At 53.2% G+C, this 18,527-nt stretch carries 13 protein-coding genes; 8 read left to right on the forward strand and 5 right to left on the reverse strand.

The features are described from left to right. The 3 genes from EPN93_05190 to EPN93_05200 form a co-directional block, all read right to left on the reverse strand. A partial coding sequence (locus tag EPN93_05190; GenBank protein TAL37865.1) for a hypothetical protein occupies nucleotides 1-439 on the reverse strand: 439 nt, incomplete at its 3' end. Between the two features lie 23 nt (nucleotides 440-462). Then, nucleotides 463-2,226 (reverse strand): GAF domain-containing protein, encoded by a 1,764-nt coding sequence (locus EPN93_05195; GenBank protein ID TAL37866.1) that lies wholly within the window; start codon nucleotides 2,224-2,226, stop codon nucleotides 463-465. Nucleotides 2,227-2,309: 83 nt separating this feature from the next. Continuing rightward, complete coding sequence (locus EPN93_05200) at nucleotides 2,310-5,267, reverse strand: hypothetical protein (protein TAL37867.1); 2,958 nt, start codon at nucleotides 5,265-5,267, stop codon at nucleotides 2,310-2,312. A 134-nt stretch (nucleotides 5,268-5,401) separates the two neighbouring features. Here EPN93_05200 and EPN93_05205 point away from each other — a divergent pair, with 134 nt between their 5' ends. The 6 genes from EPN93_05205 (at nucleotide 5,402) to EPN93_05230 (ending at nucleotide 12,324) form a co-directional block, all read left to right on the forward strand. Next, nucleotides 5,402-6,985: an FAD-binding protein gene (locus EPN93_05205; protein ID TAL37868.1), complete on the forward strand. Its 1,584-nt coding sequence runs from the start codon at nucleotides 5,402-5,404 to the stop codon at nucleotides 6,983-6,985. 54 nt (nucleotides 6,986-7,039) lie between these two features. Continuing rightward, a complete protein-coding gene (locus EPN93_05210) occupies nucleotides 7,040-8,920 on the forward strand; it encodes a hypothetical protein (protein TAL37869.1) in 1,881 nt (626 codons plus the stop codon). 90 nt (nucleotides 8,921-9,010) lie between these two features. After that, nucleotides 9,011-9,982: a hypothetical protein gene (locus EPN93_05215; GenBank protein TAL37870.1), complete on the forward strand. Its 972-nt coding sequence runs from the start codon at nucleotides 9,011-9,013 to the stop codon at nucleotides 9,980-9,982. Beyond that, a complete protein-coding gene (gene fliM, locus EPN93_05220) occupies nucleotides 9,979-11,004 on the forward strand; it encodes a flagellar motor switch protein FliM (GenBank protein ID TAL37871.1) in 1,026 nt (341 codons plus the stop codon). The genes EPN93_05215 and fliM overlap by 4 nt, the downstream gene beginning before the upstream one ends. 343 nt (nucleotides 11,005-11,347) lie before the next feature. Then, nucleotides 11,348-11,563 (forward strand): hypothetical protein, encoded by a 216-nt coding sequence (locus EPN93_05225; protein ID TAL37872.1) that lies wholly within the window; start codon nucleotides 11,348-11,350, stop codon nucleotides 11,561-11,563. Between the two features lie 17 nt (nucleotides 11,564-11,580). After that, entirely contained in the window at nucleotides 11,581-12,324 is a 744-nt protein-coding gene (locus EPN93_05230) for a hypothetical protein (protein TAL37873.1), read from the forward strand. A gap of 201 nt (nucleotides 12,325-12,525) precedes the next feature. Here the strand turns inward: EPN93_05230 and EPN93_05235 are convergent, their stop codons facing one another. Further along, nucleotides 12,526-15,312 carry a response regulator gene (locus EPN93_05235; protein TAL37874.1) on the reverse strand — a complete coding sequence of 929 codons (2,787 nt, stop codon included), beginning with the start codon at nucleotides 15,310-15,312 and terminating at the stop codon, nucleotides 12,526-12,528. A gap of 200 nt (nucleotides 15,313-15,512) precedes the next feature. Between EPN93_05235 and EPN93_05240 the strand changes: the two genes are divergently transcribed. Together EPN93_05240 and EPN93_05245 are read left to right on the forward strand one after the other, a co-directional pair. Then, the gene (locus EPN93_05240) at nucleotides 15,513-16,400 is read left to right on the forward strand and encodes a DUF1566 domain-containing protein (protein ID TAL37875.1); all 888 of its coding nucleotides are present in this window, start codon (nucleotides 15,513-15,515) and stop codon (nucleotides 16,398-16,400) included. Between the two features lie 461 nt (nucleotides 16,401-16,861). Beyond that, nucleotides 16,862-17,335 (forward strand): SRPBCC domain-containing protein, encoded by a 474-nt coding sequence (locus tag EPN93_05245; GenBank protein ID TAL37876.1) that lies wholly within the window; start codon nucleotides 16,862-16,864, stop codon nucleotides 17,333-17,335. Nucleotides 17,336-17,480: 145 nt separating this feature from the next. Here EPN93_05245 and EPN93_05250 read toward each other — a convergent pair whose 3' ends face one another. Then, nucleotides 17,481-18,494, reverse strand: coding sequence for a M23 family metallopeptidase (locus EPN93_05250; GenBank protein TAL37877.1), 1,014 nt, complete (start codon nucleotides 18,492-18,494; stop codon nucleotides 17,481-17,483). Nucleotides 18,495-18,527 lie beyond the last annotated feature (33 nt).

The raw sequence follows: 18,527 nt of genomic DNA on the forward strand, positions 1-18,527 counted from the left end.
CATAGATCGGGATATTGAGCACGAAAAACCCGATGAGTATCCCGGTAAGCGTCATGAGCACCGTCGACACGATATGGATGGTCCGGTCGAGCACCACGGAGGCGAGGCCTATCCTGAAGGGAATGATGTCCTTGACATAGATGGCGCGCAGGGCCTCCCCGGCAAACGTGGCGATGGCGTTCACGGAGGACGTGGAATCCCCTGCGATACGCGCGAGCAGCAGTTTAGGGTAATGCGAGCGATCGAGCGGATGGTTGATGAGTATCCGCCAGGCGTAGGTCATGAAGATATTATTGAAAAGGAAGATCGCGACGATGATCCAGAAATTCCATCCCATTTCGATGATGTCGCTCAGGGTTTTTTCCACGCCGAAGCTGTAAAAAAGCAGGAGGAGTATCGCAATGCCCACGACGACGAATATTGTTCGGTAATGCTTCATTTTCAGACCAGCCGCTCCGGAAATTAAAACTTGAAAAAGAGAATGGTAAAATCATCCATGAAATCGCTGTGTAGTGACTTCTCGCTCAGCTTTTCTTCCAGCAGGCCGATAAGCTCCACGGGGGATTTTTCAAAATTGCCGAGGGCGATTTCGATGAGCCTTTCCTCGCCCTCGTCGATGTCACGGTCGCCCAGGTATTCGAGGACGCCGTCGGTGAACAAAATGAGCATATCGCCCGGCTCGAAGAGTATGATGCGCTCCTCGAACGCCGACTCCGCGGCAATGCCGAGGGCCTTGCCGCGCGCGTTCAGTTTCACGATTTCCCTGGTTTTATTCCGGATAAGGAGCGGCGGATTGTGGCCCGCGCATCCGTAGTTTATGATGCTGTTATGGGTATCCACCAGCATGTAGAAGAGCGTCACGAACATGCCGTGCTCCGAGTCCTCGCGCACGTACTTGTTGGAATGCGCAAGGAGCGTCGCGGGCTGGTTGTTGATGCGCATCTCGGCCCTCACGATGTTGCGCGCCGACCCCATGAACAGCGCGGCAGGAATACCCTTTCCCGAGACGTCGCCGATAAGCACCGCGTACTTGTTTTCGTCTATGCGGGAAAAATCGTAGAAGTCGCCGCCAACCTCCTTCGCGGGCTTGTTGAACGCGGCCATCCGGTGCGTCCTGAAAGATTTCGGAATGGCGGGAAGGATCTTTCTCTGAATCTCCGCGGCGATGTCGATCTCCTGCTCGAGCCGGCGCTGCGCCTCGATGTTATTCAGATACTCGATGTTCCTGTACGCGTCGGCGACGTGATTGGCGATGGTCGTGATCACCCTGAGGTTTATCGAATCGAAAATCGAACTGTCTTTCCTGTCCGTGATGCTCAGGACCCCGATAGTCTGGTTGTTGTGCCTCACCGGCGCCGCGATGAAGGATTTCGTCCGGTAGGTCCGGGTGGGATCCACCGGAAGAAAGGGGAAATCCTTTGCCCTGTCCACGACGATGAGCGGGTCCCCGGTTTTGTACACGTACCCTGCGACGGAGTCGTCAATATCGATTTGTGTGCCCGGGGTGATTGTTTCGGGCAGGCCGTAGCTTGCGATGAGGACGAGCTTTTTCCGCTCCTGGTCGTAGAGCATGAGGGAGCTTCGCTCCGAGGACAAAGCCTTCGAAATCGACGACATGATGTTGTTGAGCACATTATGGTCGAATTTGAGGACCGAGAGCGTTTGCGAAATCTCGTAAAGGGCGGTAAGCTCGTCGATACGGCTGGTGAGCTCGTCCACGAGGCTCCTGTAATTAAGCGCTATGGCGGCCTGGTCGGCGATATAGGTAAGCAGCCGCTGGTCGGTTTCGTCGAAGCCTTGACGGCCGATCGCGTTCACCGCCTCGAGCACGCCGACGAGCTTCCCCATGACCATCATCGGGACGCACACCAGGTTCTTGGTGTGAAACTCCGATTTGCTGTCGATCTCTTTGAAAAACCTCGGGTCATTCTGCGCGTCCGTCACTATGAGCGGCTTGCCGGTATCAGCGACGATGCCCACGATGCCCTTTCCCCGGGGCACCTTCTGATCCTTGATGACCTCGCGCTTATCGCCGTGCACCACGAGGAAGACGAGATCGCCCGTAGCCCCGTCGGCCAGGAGGAGTGAGGAGCCCTCGGCGTTGACTATCTCCTTTCCCGTTTCAAGAATCACATTCAGCAGGGTTGAAAGCTCCATGCTGGAATTGATTTTCTGGTTGATAAAACTGATCTTCGCGAGGCTGAGTGTCTTGCGATCATTTTCCATATGCAATTCCCTGATCCATAGCCATAGGGATCCCTCTAATATCGTGCGCAGGCCATGGTGCCGTTAACTACTTTTTATGGATATCACTTCTTGATGACGATCGTGAAATCCCTGACGGTTTCCGGCTTGGCCGTGACCGGGGTCTGCTTGCCGTTGGTGAGCTCCTTTACCCGCTCCGAGAGGTACAGGTCGAGCTGGTTTATGGTAATCTTGTTTTTCCCCACGTAATCGGCCTTGCCCGAGAGACCCTCAAGCAGCGCCTTGGTAAAGGCTCCGTTTCCCCACTTTTCGCTCTCCAGGGAATACTGTTTCCCCGACGAGGAGCAGAATACGATCGCGCCGTTCTCCGCCGATGAAAGCTCGTTCAGGGCCTGGGTAAGATCGATGTCGCCCCCCCGGCGTGCCACGGTCATGTTTCCCGAGTGGCACGTGTCCATGAAATATATCACCTTTCCCGCGATCGCCGCGACGGTGCGGGAAATTTCCTCGGTGGGAAGCCCGGTCCGTTTCAGTTTTTCGACGATCACGTCCGCGGGGAGGAAATAGAGGTGGCCGTTGTTGTCGTTCATCCCGTGACCGGCGATAAAGATCATCGCGACGTCCTTCGAGGTGGTCTCGGTCTGTATCCATTCGAGGCCTTCGAGTATGCTGTCGCGCGTGGCCTTTTCGTCGGTGATGAGGTTTGTCACGACGTCACGGTAAAGGGCGCCCTTCTGTTTCGCCATGAGCTCGGTGAAATCCTTTGCGTCCTTGGAGGGGTAGCGCAGGCGCAGATTCTCATCGTTGTAATTAGACACGCCGATCGCGAGGATGTAGAGCTTGGGCTTGATGAGGAATTCATCGTCGCCGGAGGTGGTGACCCGTCCGTAGATGATGCGCACCGTAGCGGGCTCGCTGTATCCCATCGAGTTTTTTGCGAGAATGGAGATTTCGCACTCCCCCTCGGGGATGGTGATCTTCAGGGTATGGGGCTCTCCCGCCTTGGAGCGCGGGCGGATCATGATCCCGCGCACGTCCTCGCCCGAGGGGCGCCCGTTCACCAGGGTTCGAATTTCGGTCACCGGATCGTTTTCCGGGGTTTTAATGAGCACCTGGATCTGGACCAGCGCGCTCGTCATCGTGGCGCCGTTTTCCGGCGAGAGTATCGTCACGGTGGGCGGAAGCGACTGTAGAATGTTTTTACGTCCCGTGTCCGTAATCCCCCGGGACTCTCCGGATTTTTGCAGCGCAAGATCGACGTCCAGCAGGTCGAGGATATAGGTGCCTATGTCCGGCCTGTAGGTGGTGCTTGCGAAGCGCCCGGCAGGATAAAAGCTTGCCGTGCGGTCGGTCCCCTCGTTCACGTGCCAGCCGATGAGGTCCTGGCCGCCCGGCGAACTGTCGTAATGTCCGGAGGGGGTCCAGAGCACCCATCGCTTTCCGTCATTCGTGACGAAGAGGGCCAGGAGCTCCCTGCCGTCCGAAAGCCGGTGCCAGCGGACCGTTCCGTCGCTGTAGGTCGCGGCGAACACCTCCCTGCCGTCGGCGATGTTAACCGACCACACGGTCCCGGGTGCCGTAATCTTCCATTTCTGGGTCCCGTTCGCGTCAAGCCCGTAGATGCTGTAGTCGGCGCTGAACACGATCGTGCCGCCGTCGCTGGATATATCCGCGCTGATGCAGCGCTCGTACTTTTCCAGGAACGAGAGTTGAGTGCCGTTTAGCCGCGGCGCGGTGGAATTCAGCCAGTCGGTGATGGTGATTCCCCCCCGCGATGTTACCGACGCGGGGAAATTGGCCTGCTTTTCGAGGAGCTGGCGCTCGCGCAGCGAAAAGGTATATGCAGCGCCGGAGTAGGGAGCGAATCCTATGGTAAACCCGTCATCGGAAATCTTCAGCTTGCTCTTGTCGTTGTCGGCGAAGCTGAAAACCTCGCTCGACTTGTAATAGAGCTGTTTTCCGTCCCGGTCGAACCGGCCGAAATCCGGGTAATACCCGGAAAACACGAAGCTGTCGTCGGTGAGCGTCTTGATGTCCCAGCAGGTATTCAGGCATAGCGGGAAGTCCTTGAATTTGCCCTTCCCCTCTTTTTCCCAGCGGCGCATGTGGCTCCACCACTTTCCGTTGACGTAGATCATGTAATAGCCGCCCGCGTAGAGCTGCTTTCCGTCTTTGGACCAGCATACCGTGTTAAGGAAATTCTTCCCGTTGTCGACGCCGGCAATATCGGGCTCATAAAGCAGTTCCAGGCTCGAGGCGTCAAAGACCTGCACGCGCGGGGAATCCTGGTAGCCCAGCGCGATCTTTTTCCCGTCGGGGCTGAACGCGAGCCCGTAGGGCTTCTTCCCGCCCTGCACCAGGACATCCTTCTGGAGCTGGAACGAGGAATCGTACAGGCGCAGGTGACCGTCGAAAGAACTGGTCACGAGGTTGCCCTTTTTATCGAATGCGGCGCAGTGGCTCTGGTCGGAATAGCCAGTAAGCGACGCGGTCACCGTCCAGTTCGCGGTGCTGATTATCTTCGCGCCGTTCCTGCCCATGGTCGCGGCGAGGAATTTTCCGTCCGGGGAGAATTCCAGATCGTAGACCACGCTGTCCAGTCCCGTGACCCGCGCGACCATCTCGCCGCTCGAGGTGTTGAAGATATATACTGAGCACTGCGCGTGCCAATCCCAGCCCGTCCATCCAGAGGCCGCGACGAACCGGCCGTCTTTTGAGATCGCGCTGCTGTACACGCGGCCCTCGTTGCCCTTGTCGATGGGGGGGCGAAGGGTCTTCAGGTATTCACCTGTCTTCGCGTTCCATACCATGACGCTCTTGTCGTCGGACGCCGTGACAAGGTAATAACCCTGCGTGTCCATATCGATGCGCCATATGCTCGACGTGTGCATTTTGGTATTGAGCTTCAAGATGGGCTCGGAGGACGGTTCACCCGCGACCGCCGTTCCCGCATACACCATCGAAAAAATCATCATAAAAACCAGAAGCAGGCGTTTCATAGATACCCCCTTGACAAGTTCTGGAAATCGGGTCGCACACACCAGTGTGCTACTAAATAGCATAGTCGAGAGCCGCGAGGCAAATCCCCGGAAGGAAAAAAGGGTTGCCGTGCGCCCTTCAATGGGCGCTGAGTAGATAACTCTACGGCGCGCGCGGCCGTTTGTCCATTCTTTTCTTCCCAGGGGGTTCACCAATCATGATACTCGTATTCGACAATATCCTCCTTCCGCCGGGAGATCCCGAGAGCGCGCTCGGTGAAGCCCTGCGCCGGAAATTCCAGATATCGTATGCCGTCTCGCCCAGGATCACGCGCAAATCGCTGGATGCCAGGGACAAGTCGCGCATCGCCTATCGATACCGCGTGGAATGCGAGGTTCCCGACGACGATGCCCAAAGGCTCCTCGGGCACGAGGGGGTAGCGCATGCGACGCAGGAACCCCTGCCGGCCGTCCCAAGGCTCCACAGGCCGTTGCGCGTAATAATCGTGGGATCGGGACCTGCGGGACTATTCTGCGGGCTCCGTCTCCTTGCCGCGGGGGCGCAGGTTACCATCCTCGAGCGGGGAAAACCGGTCGAGGAACGGATGCACGATATTAATGCGCTCAGGTCCCACGGAACGCTCGATCCGGAAAGCAACGTGCTTTTCGGCGAGGGAGGCGCGGGGACCTGTTCGGACGGCAAGCTCACCACGCGCACCCGCCGGCCCGAGGCCGCGTGGATATTCGAAACGCTTGTCGCCCACGGGGCCCCGGAATCGATCCTGTACGAACAGAAGCCCCACCTGGGGACGGACCGTCTGGTTAAAATACTAAAGAGCATCCGCGCCGGGATTACCGGGCTTGGTGGCGCGCTCGTCTTCCGCGAACGCGTGATCGACATCGTGACGGAGGGAGCCGTCGCGAAAGGCGTCGTCGGGACGCACGGGGGCGAGATCAAAGCCGATAGCGTGGTTCTTGCGACGGGGCATTCGGCCCGTGACACGCTGTACATGCTCCAGGGGAAAGGCGTCCGCATGGAGAAAAAAGGATTCGCCGTGGGGCTTCGCGCGGAGCACCCGGCAGAGCTTATAAATTTCATCCAGTACGGAAAGGCCGCGCGCGCGGGGACGCTCCCGCCGGCCGACTACCAACTTGCGTATAACGACAGGGAAACCGGGATCGGCGTGTACACGTTCTGCATGTGCCCCGGCGGCGAAATCATCAACTCCTCCTCGGAGGACGGATTGCTCTGCACGAACGGGATGAGCGGTTCCGCGCGAAGCGGAGGGTATTCCAACGCGGCCGTGGTCGTAGCGGTGTCGGCGGAGGCATTGGGGGCCGATGCGCTCTCAGGCGTCGAGTTCCAGCGGGAGATCGAACGGAACGCCTTTGAAGCCGGGCGGGGCGGTTACCGCGCCCCCGCGCAGCGCCTCACGTCGTTTCTCGAATCCAGGCTCGACGAATCCCTTCCCCGTTCTTCGTACAATCCCGGTGTCACGCCCGCGAACCTGCGCACGCTTTTCCCCGGGTGGATTTCGCGCGAAATAGAGGCGGGGCTGAAAAGCTTCAATGCGCGCATGAAGGGCTACATCACCCGGGAGGCGCTTCTTATCGGCGCGGAAACCCGGACCTCGTCCCCGGTGCGCATCGTGCGGGGAGACGATTTCCAGTCCCTGTCTCACCGGGGACTTTACCCCGCGGGCGAGGGCGCCGGCTACGCGGGGGGGATCGTGAGCTCCGCGGTCGACGGCGTTCGAACGGCCGACGCCATTTGCAGAAATTGCGGGGAAGATTTGAATTGAACTTTAAGGCGCCGGATGCATACTACGCTATCAATCTTACCGGGGTGAGATCATATGGAGCCGATACGCTGCACGCTTAAATCTGCGCTCAAAAGCGAGGGCAGGGACGTCTTTCCCCGCCCGGAATTCATCCGGAGCCCCTCGTTCATCCTGAACGGGGAATGGCTGCTCTGCCCGGACAGAAGCGGGATGGGCATGCTCAAGCAGTGGTTCGACAGGGAGTTTGCAGTGAGGCTTTTCGGCGGAACCGCCGTCGAGGGCGTTACCCCGGTAAAGGTAAGGGTTCCCTTTTCCCTGGAATCGGAGATAAACCAGGAGGCGCTCGCACCGCGCGGGCTCACGCCCGCGGGCATCATGAAAACCGGGCGCTTCTGGTATTTCAGGCATTTCAAGCGTCCCCAGGGACTGGGCACCGGCCTCCTGAAATTCGGCGCCGTGGACTACCGGGCGAGCGTCTGGTTGAACGGCGAGCTCCTGGGTTCTCACGAGGGCGGGTACACGCCCTTCTCGTTCCCGGTCGAACGATTTCAGGAAGACAATATACTCGCGGTGATGGTCGAGGATTCGCTTTCGATGAGCCAGGTCCGCGGCAAGCAGACATTCCTGAAAAAACCGTTCATGGTATGGTACCCGGGCTGTACCGGGATATGGCAGGACGTGTGGATCGAACCCGTCGGCGCGGTGCACATCGAATCGTTCTGGTGCAGGCGCGACGGGAACAGGAACGTGATTTTTTTCGCGGGCATCAGGGGAACCGGCTCGGCGGTCCATGGAAGCGTGCGCGCGATATGCCGGGTCTATCAGGCCCAGGTGTATGGTAAGGACCGCACCCCGGATAAAAAGGCGCGGTATGAGCAGCTGGAAATATCGGCGCTCGATCCAATGGGTGCCGGGCACGTCGAGTTCGAGATCCCGGAGAAGGTGTTCGAAAAATGGAGCGTGGAATACCCCGCGCTGCACCCGGTTGAGATCATCCTGACCACGGGGACCAGCGAATATGACAGGATATATCTCCTGTTCGGGGCCAGGTCCATCGAGGCCGCGGGCGGTGAAATTTTCCTGAATAAGAAGAAACTCTACCAGACGCTTTTACTGAACCAGGGATACTACCCGCGGGGACATTACACGCCGGTCAACCGTGCGGAATTCCGCGCCGACGTACAGCTCATGAAGTCGGCGGGCTTCAACGGGTGCAGGCTTCACCAGAAGCTCGAACATCCCGCGTTCCTTTACTGGGCCGATATGCTGGGTTTCCTGGTATGGGAGGAAATGCCGTCCTATTACTGGCCGTCCCGGAAAAACCTGCGCTCCCTCGAGATGCAGCTCAGGGAGGCGATGCAGCGGGACGCGCTGCACCCGAGCGTGATCACCCTCGTTCTCTACAACGAGAGCTGGGGAATTTACAATATATTCGGCTCCCGCGCGGCGCGCGACGAGATCGTGGAATTGTATTCCCGCTGCAGGGAACAGTACCCCGGCTATCTCATCATCGACAACAGCGGCTTTCACCACATGAAGACCGACGTTATGGATATTCATCACTATATCCCACGCATGGATGAAACGGGGCGCTTTTATGAGCTTCTTGCCAAAGGGGTGCGCGTGGCGTCGCTCTGGCCCAATTTCCTGAAAATGCTCATGGGCAAGGAGAACATCCAGACCCCCTGCCTGAAGGGATGCGCGGATGCGGAATCGCCGCTTGTAATCAGCGAGTTTGGGGGATACGGGTTCGGCATGTACGCACACGAGGAGCTTCCGCTAGAGGAATTCCTCAAGAAACACCTGCAGCTCATCGCCGCGCATCACGAGATCAAGGGCCTGTGCTACACGCAGTTCACCGATACCTTCCAGGAAAAAAACGGGCTGTTCACGATCGAGCGCAAGCCCAAGCTTCCGAATCTCCGGGAGGTTATCTCGCGGGGGATGCGCAGATAAGGCTCCCGGCAGGGCCATATTTTTCATCAGGGTAGGGGGTCTTTCTGCCGATATAATATCAGAGAATTGTATACAGGGCACGCAGTGCGCATGAAGATAAAAAAGCTCATCATGTTCGTCATCATTATGGCTGGAATCCCCGCCTGGGAATCGATAGTACATGCGGTCAGGGTGGAGGACCCGGTCGAACGATCACCGTTCCGGGTGACGATCGGCATGGACAGGTTCGTCTTTACCGAGGACGAGCCCGTCACGGTGAACATCGTCATCCGAAATAACTCGGACAAGAAGGAAAGCTTCCGCGTGTACGACACGAGCGGCCACACGAACGCGTACACCACCTTCCAGCCCGTAGTGATGGATTCGGGGGGAAGGGAAGCGGAAACCACGGTTCCCCATCGCCTGATGAACCGGAATTTCGACGAGGTGGTGCGCGACCTCGATCCGCGCGAATTGACCCTTATGCCCAACGAGACGATGGTGCACACCATCAACCTGAAGACGCTGTACTCGCTCGACATGGACATCGAATATCGGGTAAAGGGATACTTTTACCCCGACGCCCGCGACCAGGCAGTCCTGATGAGCGAGAACACCCTCACGTTCAAAATTGTGCGCTCCCCGGGCCGGGAGCGAAAGAGCGTGATCGCGGGCATTAAGCGCGAGCTCGCGCCCTCCGAGGTCGTGGTGCTGCTTCTGAGCGCCGAGCGGGAGAACAATTGGAACAATTTCTTCAAATACCTGAGGGCCGAAAAGTTTATCAACGCCTATCCCCAGTTCGTACAGATGTATACGAACGCGGACGAAATGGAAAAGTTGAAAATCATCGAGGATTTTAATAAATTTCTCATGCGGCCGCGGACCGATTACATCAAGGAATTCCGCGTGCTCAGGGAATCCATCGAGGACGATAAAAGCGCCGCGTACGTGGATGTGCAGGTCAAGAGGTATGCCCCCAGGAAGCCTATTTCATACACGTACCGATATACGCTTGAAAAATTCAGGGATTTCTGGCTTTGTACGGATATAGAGGCGACGGTGAACAAGGGTGAGTCCAGATGACCGAAATACTTTCGCAGGACGAAATTGATGCGCTATTGACCGCGATTTCCACCGGAGAGGTGGACACGACGGACTACAGCGCCGCAAAGGAGCAGCGGAAGGTCAAGATTTACGACTTCCGGCGTCCCGACAAGTTTTCCAAGGACCAGATTCGTACGCTCCAGATGATGCACGAGACCTTCGCGCGCCTCACTACCACCGCGCTCTCGGCGCAGCTGCGCGCCCTCGTGTCCGTGCACGTGGCCTCGGTGGACCAGCTCACCTACGAGGAATTCATCCGGTCGATTCCCAACCCGACGACCCTGGCCGTCATCAACATGGACCCCCTCAAGGGATCCGCCGTGCTCGAGATCGACCCGTCCATCACCTTTACCATCATCGACAAACTTTTCGGCGGACTGGGCGAATCGGCGAAGATAAGCCGCGAGCTCACCGATATCGAGCTTTCGGTCATGGAGGGGATCATCGTCCGCATCCTGGGGAACCTTCGCGAGGCGTGGTCGAACGTGATAGACCTGCGTCCCCGGCTGGGAAACATCGAAACGAACCCGCAGTTCGCCCAGATTGTACCCCCGAACGACATGGTCGTGCTCATCACGCTCGAAACCAAGGTGGGCGAGGTCGAGGGAATGACGAACCTTTGTATTCCGTATATCACCATCGAGCCCGTCATTTCCAAGCTTTCAGCACAGTACTGGTATTCGAGCATACGCAAGGGCGCTACCGACGAAAATATGACGATCATCCAGGGACGTCTGGAATCCGTTGAGCTTCCCATTTCCGCCGAAATAGGGGAGGTCGAGGTCACCATGCAGGAGGTAATGAACCTTACGGTGGGCGACGTCGTCAAGCTTCCCGACACCAAGATCAGCTCGGACATGGTGCTCAGGATAAGCGGGCGGAAAAAATTCAAGTGCCGGCCGGGGGTGGTGGGCACACGCCTCGCGGTGCAGATCGGCGAACACATCGAAGAGGTGCCGGACGAGCTTCTCATCAGCAAGCGCAGCGAAGAGGACATGTAGAAGAATTCCACGCAATGAATAATAAAAACCCCGCCATGGTGCGGGGTTTTTATTATGGATGACCCTTCTAATCTTCTCGATTATTGTTGACTATTCATCACCATTATGCAGAATCTGTGGAACGGTCGATGGCCGTTTTGCCCAGGCTTTTAAAAAAAGCTCGATTCAGGACGTTCGCAAATTCTAAGCCCTCTGCCCGGAGGCTTTTTGACGGGGAAGGGCAGCTTCTTTGAGGAGCACACTTCCGAGGAACACGGTTATGTCGGGACACTATCACCGTGGCGAGGACGCAAATTCCTATGTATAAATAGCAAAGAATATATTTGGCATTGAAACGACAGGAATGCATTTTTCAGAAAGATATGTTGAAGCTGGGAAAATCGTTTTTCCAGGGACCATGATAGGGCGCAGCGGTGCTACTGGAGTTTATTCAACTGGACCTCATTACCATGAACAGATAATTAATCCTTTCACTAATGAGGCTTATAATCCTAGAACAAAGAGCTGGATTAAAATTCCGAGGTGCGTTGATCCCGAGAATGGATCTGTGGTCTACTGATGGAGGAGGAAATTAGAATGAAATTAAGCAAAATGGGAATCGTTGCATGTGTATTGATTCTTATTGGAAGTTGCAATAATAAACAAACAAAAGTTACTTTTAAAGGTGGTATTGTTATTAACGATAACGTTGCATTATATAGAGATACCAGCGGCAGTATGCCAGTAGAAATGTTGAAGTATATGGATAAAATTGAAGTAATGGATGAGGAGATTGTTAATAATTTAATCCAAGTAAAAGTAATAAACGGAAATATTGGTTGGGTAAAAGTAGATGAGGTTTCATATCTAACAAAAGAGTGGATACGGTACACAAAACTAGAAGAAATCGTGTTTTATATACCAAATAATATTAATTATCAGTCAATGGGTGGAGAAAAGCGCAAAATAAATAAAATCAATACTCTTGAGAAGGAGTACAAATTCATCAGCAGAGAAAACACGATTGGAATATTATTCTTAAATGAAGATTATGCGAATCGCTTGAAAATTGAAGAAGAAGGGAAATCCCCATCCATGAAAGCTCTCGGGGCGGAGAGGGACTACGACGAATTTATTTCATACAATCATAATAACATAGAATCATACTATAAAGCTGGTAAAATTCCTGAAGGGAATCCTTATTACTCGCTAATTATAAAAAGAAATAATGGAAAAACAATTATATTTCACATACATGTTAATTTCGATATGAACGATTCACAGGTTAAAACGAGAATCGATATAGCAAAAAAGATACTTTTCTCTATTTCAATGAAATAAAATTTAAGCCCTCTGCCCGGAAGCTTTTTGACGGGGAAGGGCAGCTTCTTTGAGGAGCACACTTCCGAGAAGCTGGTTTATGGCCGGGAGCTTTAACCAGGAAGAGGCCGGAAATTCCTAGATCATAATTCCTATATAGAAAAATGCGGCGTCACTCTGCGACCGGTGTGTCTGGCGAGGGGAGACGCCCCACTTGTATAATCACTCCTTACCTTCCAGGTATTTTTTTAGATTAGGCATCAATGCCCTGCTCACAATAAGACGCGTATCGTCAGCATCATTTAGGAATGCCTCGTAGCGGCCGCTGTCGATATGTGTTACCCTGGCCAGGTATGCAGTGTTTATTATGCACTGTCTGTGTATCCTTACGAATGTGCGCGGGAGCCTGCGCTCCATATATTTCAGCATCATATTGACCTCCTCATCGCTGCCGGTTTTGTGGATTACAGTCTTTTTCCCCGATGAGGAAAGGTATACAATGTCCCTGTATGGTATGATGCAGCTTGTCCCCCTCTCTCTTAACATGAGGCCGGGCTCTTCGGGAAGAAGCGCATTCTTCAGTTTCAGTATGTTCTCTATGCGGAGTGAGAGCTCCTCCATGTTGAATGGTTTTATTATGTAATCGTTTGCTCCTGCTTCAAAGCCCCTGTTGATATCATCGAGCTGTGATTTCGCGGTTATCAGTATGACCGGGAGCTCTCCTCGTGACCGGTTCATCCGTATGCTCTTTAGAACGTCATATCCGGAAATGACGGGCATCATCACATCAAGGAGAACCAGGTCGAATTTTATATCACCCTGCAGTTTTTCAAGGGCAGCCCTGCCCTCAGTCTCTGTATATATGCAGTAGTTCAGGCCGGAAAGAAAATCGTTAAGTATCTTCACAGAGACAGGGTCATCATCGACGACAAGAATGGTCGGTCCTGTTTTTTGCCCGATGTCAGCATGTTCAAAACCGGAATCAGATGAAACTGCGGCCCGGAGTCCTGTAATTGTGCCGTGTAGCATGTGTTCATGTCCCGGGCGTGTATTATCCTGTAACGCGTTAGTAGTAGCCACAGGAAGTGTAAAGGTAAAGGTCGAACCTTTCCCCGGTTCGGATTTCACGCTGATGGTGCCTCCGTGTAGTTCCACAAGTTTTTTTGTAATTGCAAGACCAAGGCCCGTGCCGCCCCTGGAACGGGATATTGAATCTCCCAACTGTTCGAACGCATTGAAAATGCGTTCAAAATCTTCAGGCCCGATGCCGTTACCGGTATCGCTTACGGATATCTCTGCCATGCCTTCACTGTTGACCAGGGAAGAAGCTTCGATAACACCGAATGACGTGAACTTGAGCGCGTTCCCCACAAGGTTGGTCAATATTTGGCGTATTCGTACCTCGTCTGCAGATACGGCCGCGAAGTCTATCGGGATGCTGTTGCGCAATTCAATGGCCTTACCCTCGGTCACGGGCTGGAGAAGCGAGAACACGGAGGATACAGTTCCGCGCAGTTCAACCGGTACTGTACTGATAGCCAGACTGCCGGACCTTATGCTGGAAAAGTCCAGTATGTCGTTTACCAGTGACATAAGCCTTCTTCCGCTACCGGAGATGAGCGAAATGTTCTCCCTGGTCTTCGTACCGAGCTTTTCAGTTCTGTTTTTAAGCATGAGCTCCGAGAGTCCCACAATTCCATGAAGCGGCGTTTTAAGTTCATGGGATGTATTGGCAAGGAACTCATCCTTCAGCCTTTCGGATTTTTCAAGGCTTTCTATAGCCAGGGCCTGGGCCGCAATCCTATCCTTCTCCATCCTCCTTATCCGGAGGCTTATGGCGTACGATATGATAAAAGCGGACGTGATCGAGAAAACCGGCCGGGCATATTCGGTAAACATGTTAAACGGCACAAGGTCGATCCTCACAAGGGTATTTGAAAAATTGCTCACCATATTGAGCAGATAAATGATAACAAAGTAAACCGCGATATCGTATCCCTGGACAAGCCTTATTACCGCGACCGCTACCATTATCAGGTTGGCGGTTATTGTCAGCAGGAAGAAAATGTTCCAGGCCAGTTTGGGAGGAAGCAGGATAGCCGCAAAAGCCAGAAGCATAATGATGCAGATAAACGCATAGAATAACCTTGCTGCAGCGGGCAGATCCTCCCGGAGGTTCAGCAGGCTGATTGAAAAGACCGTAGCCAATGTGACAGCTATTGACGATAAAAGCATGATAATGACAGTGCGTACCTGTTCCCCCGCGGGAAGAACAAAGAAATACTGAAGCCCTTCGTTCAGAACGTAATAGAGTATCTGGGAGATTATGAACAGCGTGAAATATAGATAGTCCCTGTCCCTTACTGCTGTGTAAAGAAACAGGTGGTAGAAGAGTATTAAAAACATTATGCCGGTAAAAGCGCCTCTGAGTATGAAGTCCAGCTCCATTTCGCTGAATACTTTTTTTTCAGATAAAATGGAAAGCGGTATGATGATTACCCCGTCGGATTCAATACGCATATAAACCGGGACAGTTTCACCGGGATGCGCGGCCAGCCTGAATAAATATGATTTATAGGGGACCTCTCTTGAACTTGCAGGATAAAACGCGCCTGTTTCAGTTTTCCTGTAGCCTCCTTTCGTTTCCGGTATATATGCGGTTACGGACGATATGTTAGGCCATCCATATTTTATAAACCAGGTACTCCCCCGATTGTCTGTCTCGGGGAAAGTGACCCTGAACCTTACCCAGTAGATGGACCTTGAGAACCGGAAATTGAGCATGGACCTTTCCGAAGGTATGAACATTGAAGAGTAGCCAGGTGAACTCACAGTGGAATAATCCAGCCTGCCGCTTTTGTCTTCAAGGATTTCCAGGTTGAGGCCTATGGGGTAAACTTCGTTTATACCGTCAATAACTACGGGAAGCGCCCTGTTGTTGGAATAAAGTGGTGCGGCTGCAAGCAGGATCGCAGCATAAATATATAAATATAACGGGTTCTTTTTCATATTAGAGCTTTCATTTCTTAAGAATATTATATATCAGATCTTGCAAGCATGAAAATTTCTTATAAAAAGACGTTTCACTTGCTGTTCATTCCTTCTCAGTGTATGTCCATTCCGCCCGGGCTTGAATTCTGAAGGTTCCCTGTTTTATAGTAATAAAATATCATATGAAGAAATTATGGGAATGAATCTAAAGAGGAGCAATGCAGAAAATGAAAAAATTATTTTATTTTATCATGCTGAGTTTATTACTGACCGCCATGTCCGGCGGCTGCGCCGGGGGAGACAGCGGCGGCGAAACGGACGATGATACATCAGTTATATTTTCCGGTGTAACACAGGTAGGCGGAACATCCGGCACTGCTGACACAACAAGCTTGACTTTGACATTTAGTGTTGACCCTGCAACATTGACAGAGGACGACATTACCGTTACCGGTGCAGCAAAGGGGACTTTAACGGGTACAGGAATAACAAGAACACTTGCGATTTCCGGCATAACCGTAGCCGATGGAGCGACAGTTTCTGTTGAAGTTATAAGCCCCGCAGGTTTTGTAATGTCAGGATCACCCCGGACGGCGGTTGTGTGCAGATTACTGACTATCGGAATGGATTATCTTGGAGGGAAGATCGCGTATTTCTTCGTGTCAGGCGACACTGGGTATGTTCCAGGTGAAACTCACGGCCTCATCGCTGCTGCATCTGATCAGGCAAGTAATCTCGAATGGGCTTTAGCTCAAGACAAGATCGGGACAACTAACACGGATATAGGTACAGGCCTTACCAATACAGAAGCAATTGTAGATCAGAATGATCCGTCACATTCAGGACTTACTACCTATGCAGCAGGGTTATGTGCAGCATATAACGGAGGAGGTTATACAGACTGGTATCTGCCGTCAAGATACGAGCTTGAGAAAATATTCGCCAGTAAAGATCTTGTGGGCGGTTATGCTGTGAACAGCTATTGGAGTTCGACGGAGTGCCTCGCCGGGGACGGCGCGTATGGCCGGCAATTTTGGGGAGGTGGCATAGCGTTTATCTTATTTAAGTACGACAGGATCCATGTCCGGGCTGTCCGGAATTTTTAACCATTTAACCTATACAGAGCATTCAATCTAAACTCTCTGGTGTTTATCGCAGCTTCCTTTATAGAAAACATCCCTACTGCTGTCGCAGCAGGGATGGTGCTTGTTCTAAATCGTGCATGGTTACGCTTTTGGCACACCCCTTGCGAAAAATAGCAAGAGTTGTGTCAATCAGCAAGCTGAAACTGCACAACTGGAATTCCTTAAATTTTAAGCCCTCTGCCCGGAGGCTTTTTGACGGGGAAGGGCAGCTTCTTTGAGGAGCACACTTCGAGAAACTGGCAAATGTCCGGGAGCTTTAATCAGGAATAGGCCGGAAAGAAATCATAATTACAAAATCCGATAAAAATTCAGCAGGGTCTATACATAATAGTTGTCTTTGAATTGTTATATTAGTATTTTTTAAAATTCTGTAAGTTAAAAAGCGGGGGACGGATGCAAGTATTCAGGCAATCCACCCGCACATGCGGAGGATCAATATGATAAATCTGCATTTTACGGTCACGATTAACGCGCCAAGGGAAAAAGTATGGGACACCGTTATCGGGCCCGAAACATACAAGGCGTGGACCAGCGCGTTCGCGGAAGGCTCATATTACGATGGTTCGTGGGAAACAGGATCAAAGATCAGGTTCCTTGGTCCAGGCGGCGAAGGAGGAATGAGCTCCGAGATCGCCGAAAACCGGAAACATGAATTCCTCTCGATCAGGCATCTCGGAATAATTAAAGACGGCATTGAGGATTTCACGAGCCCCGAGGCGAAGGCATGGACCCCGGCAGACGAGAATTACACCTTTACAGCCGGCGACTGTGTCACCCACATGGACGTCGACGTCAGTGTGCCTCCGGAATACGAAAAAATGTTTGGGGAGATGTGGCCCAAAGCGCTCAGGAGCCTAAAGGACATCTGCGAGGGAAGGGCGCACGCGGCTGCGTGAATCGGCCGAACAGTCCCCTCGATTAAGAGCTCAGGCAACGAAAGTCGTTCTTGGGAGGTGTGAACAGTCGGTGTGAGTTCAAGTTGCCGGGCGTCCGGCGCTGAAAGAGGGAAAGCTTGAGCCGTCGTATCATGATCATATTTAATTACTGGGCGATCTTGTTGAGGTATGGCGCGGGATCCACGAACTCGGTCCCTATTTTAATCTGGTAGAGGCACAGCGGCCTGGTCGCCTTGCCCGTGCGTCCCACGTAGGCGACGATTTCGCCCTTTCCCACCATCTGTTCGACGTTCACCGATACACGCTGGCAATGCGAATACACCGTTTCGAAGCCGTACTTGTGCGATACGGACACGGAAAGCCCCAGAACCGGATCCCACCAGATGTTTTCTATTTTTCCCGGCGCCGTTGCGCGTATCTCCGCGCCGGGGAAGCCGGCGATCTCCACCCCCTGGGAAAACTCCTTCCTGAACGTATAGGGGGACACGCGGTCTCCGAATTTCGATATAATGTAACCGTCGACCGGCCACAGCGACGGGGTGTGTTCGATGATCTTTTTGCGCGCCTCCAGGAAGGTCTTGACCTTCTTTAAAACTTCCCTGGTCGTTTTAAGCTCCTTGTCCATCTCCTCGATGTTGAGGACCTCGATGGGGGGCGATTCCTCGTCGGAGGTTACGTTTTCGCCGTCGGGATTGGGAACCCCGCCCTTGGCCCACAGGGAATCGACATTGCTCCCGGGGGTGAGGGAATACAGGTGTGTGATTTCCGGTTTCAGCTTCTGAAAAATATCGTAGAGTACATTGATCTCGCCTTTGAAGCGGCCGATCTGTTCCTTGGAGTTTGTGCCGTACATCTTGAGCTTCGATATCTCCTTCACCGTGGAGGTATGATTCACTATAATGATGGATGTTATAACGATGGTGATTATGAGCGCCGTCGTGAAGGAGAATATGGCGAAAATCGAGATATGAAAATTGACGATTTTTTTCTCGGAATGAGGGATGAACATCACGGTGATCCGCTCCCGGCCTTTTTTGACCATGAGCGCCCACTGCAATTTCATGCGTTCTGAAAGATCGCCGAAATGATCCGAAAAGAAATCCCGGAGGTTCTTCTGCAGATCGTTCAGATTGGATTCTTTAAAAGGATTTAAGCCCATGAACTCCAGCTACCGCCTTGAAACGTGCTCCCG

The organism is Spirochaetota bacterium (assembly GCA_004297825.1).
GTDB lineage: Bacteria > Spirochaetota > UBA4802 > UBA4802 > UBA5368 > FW300-bin19.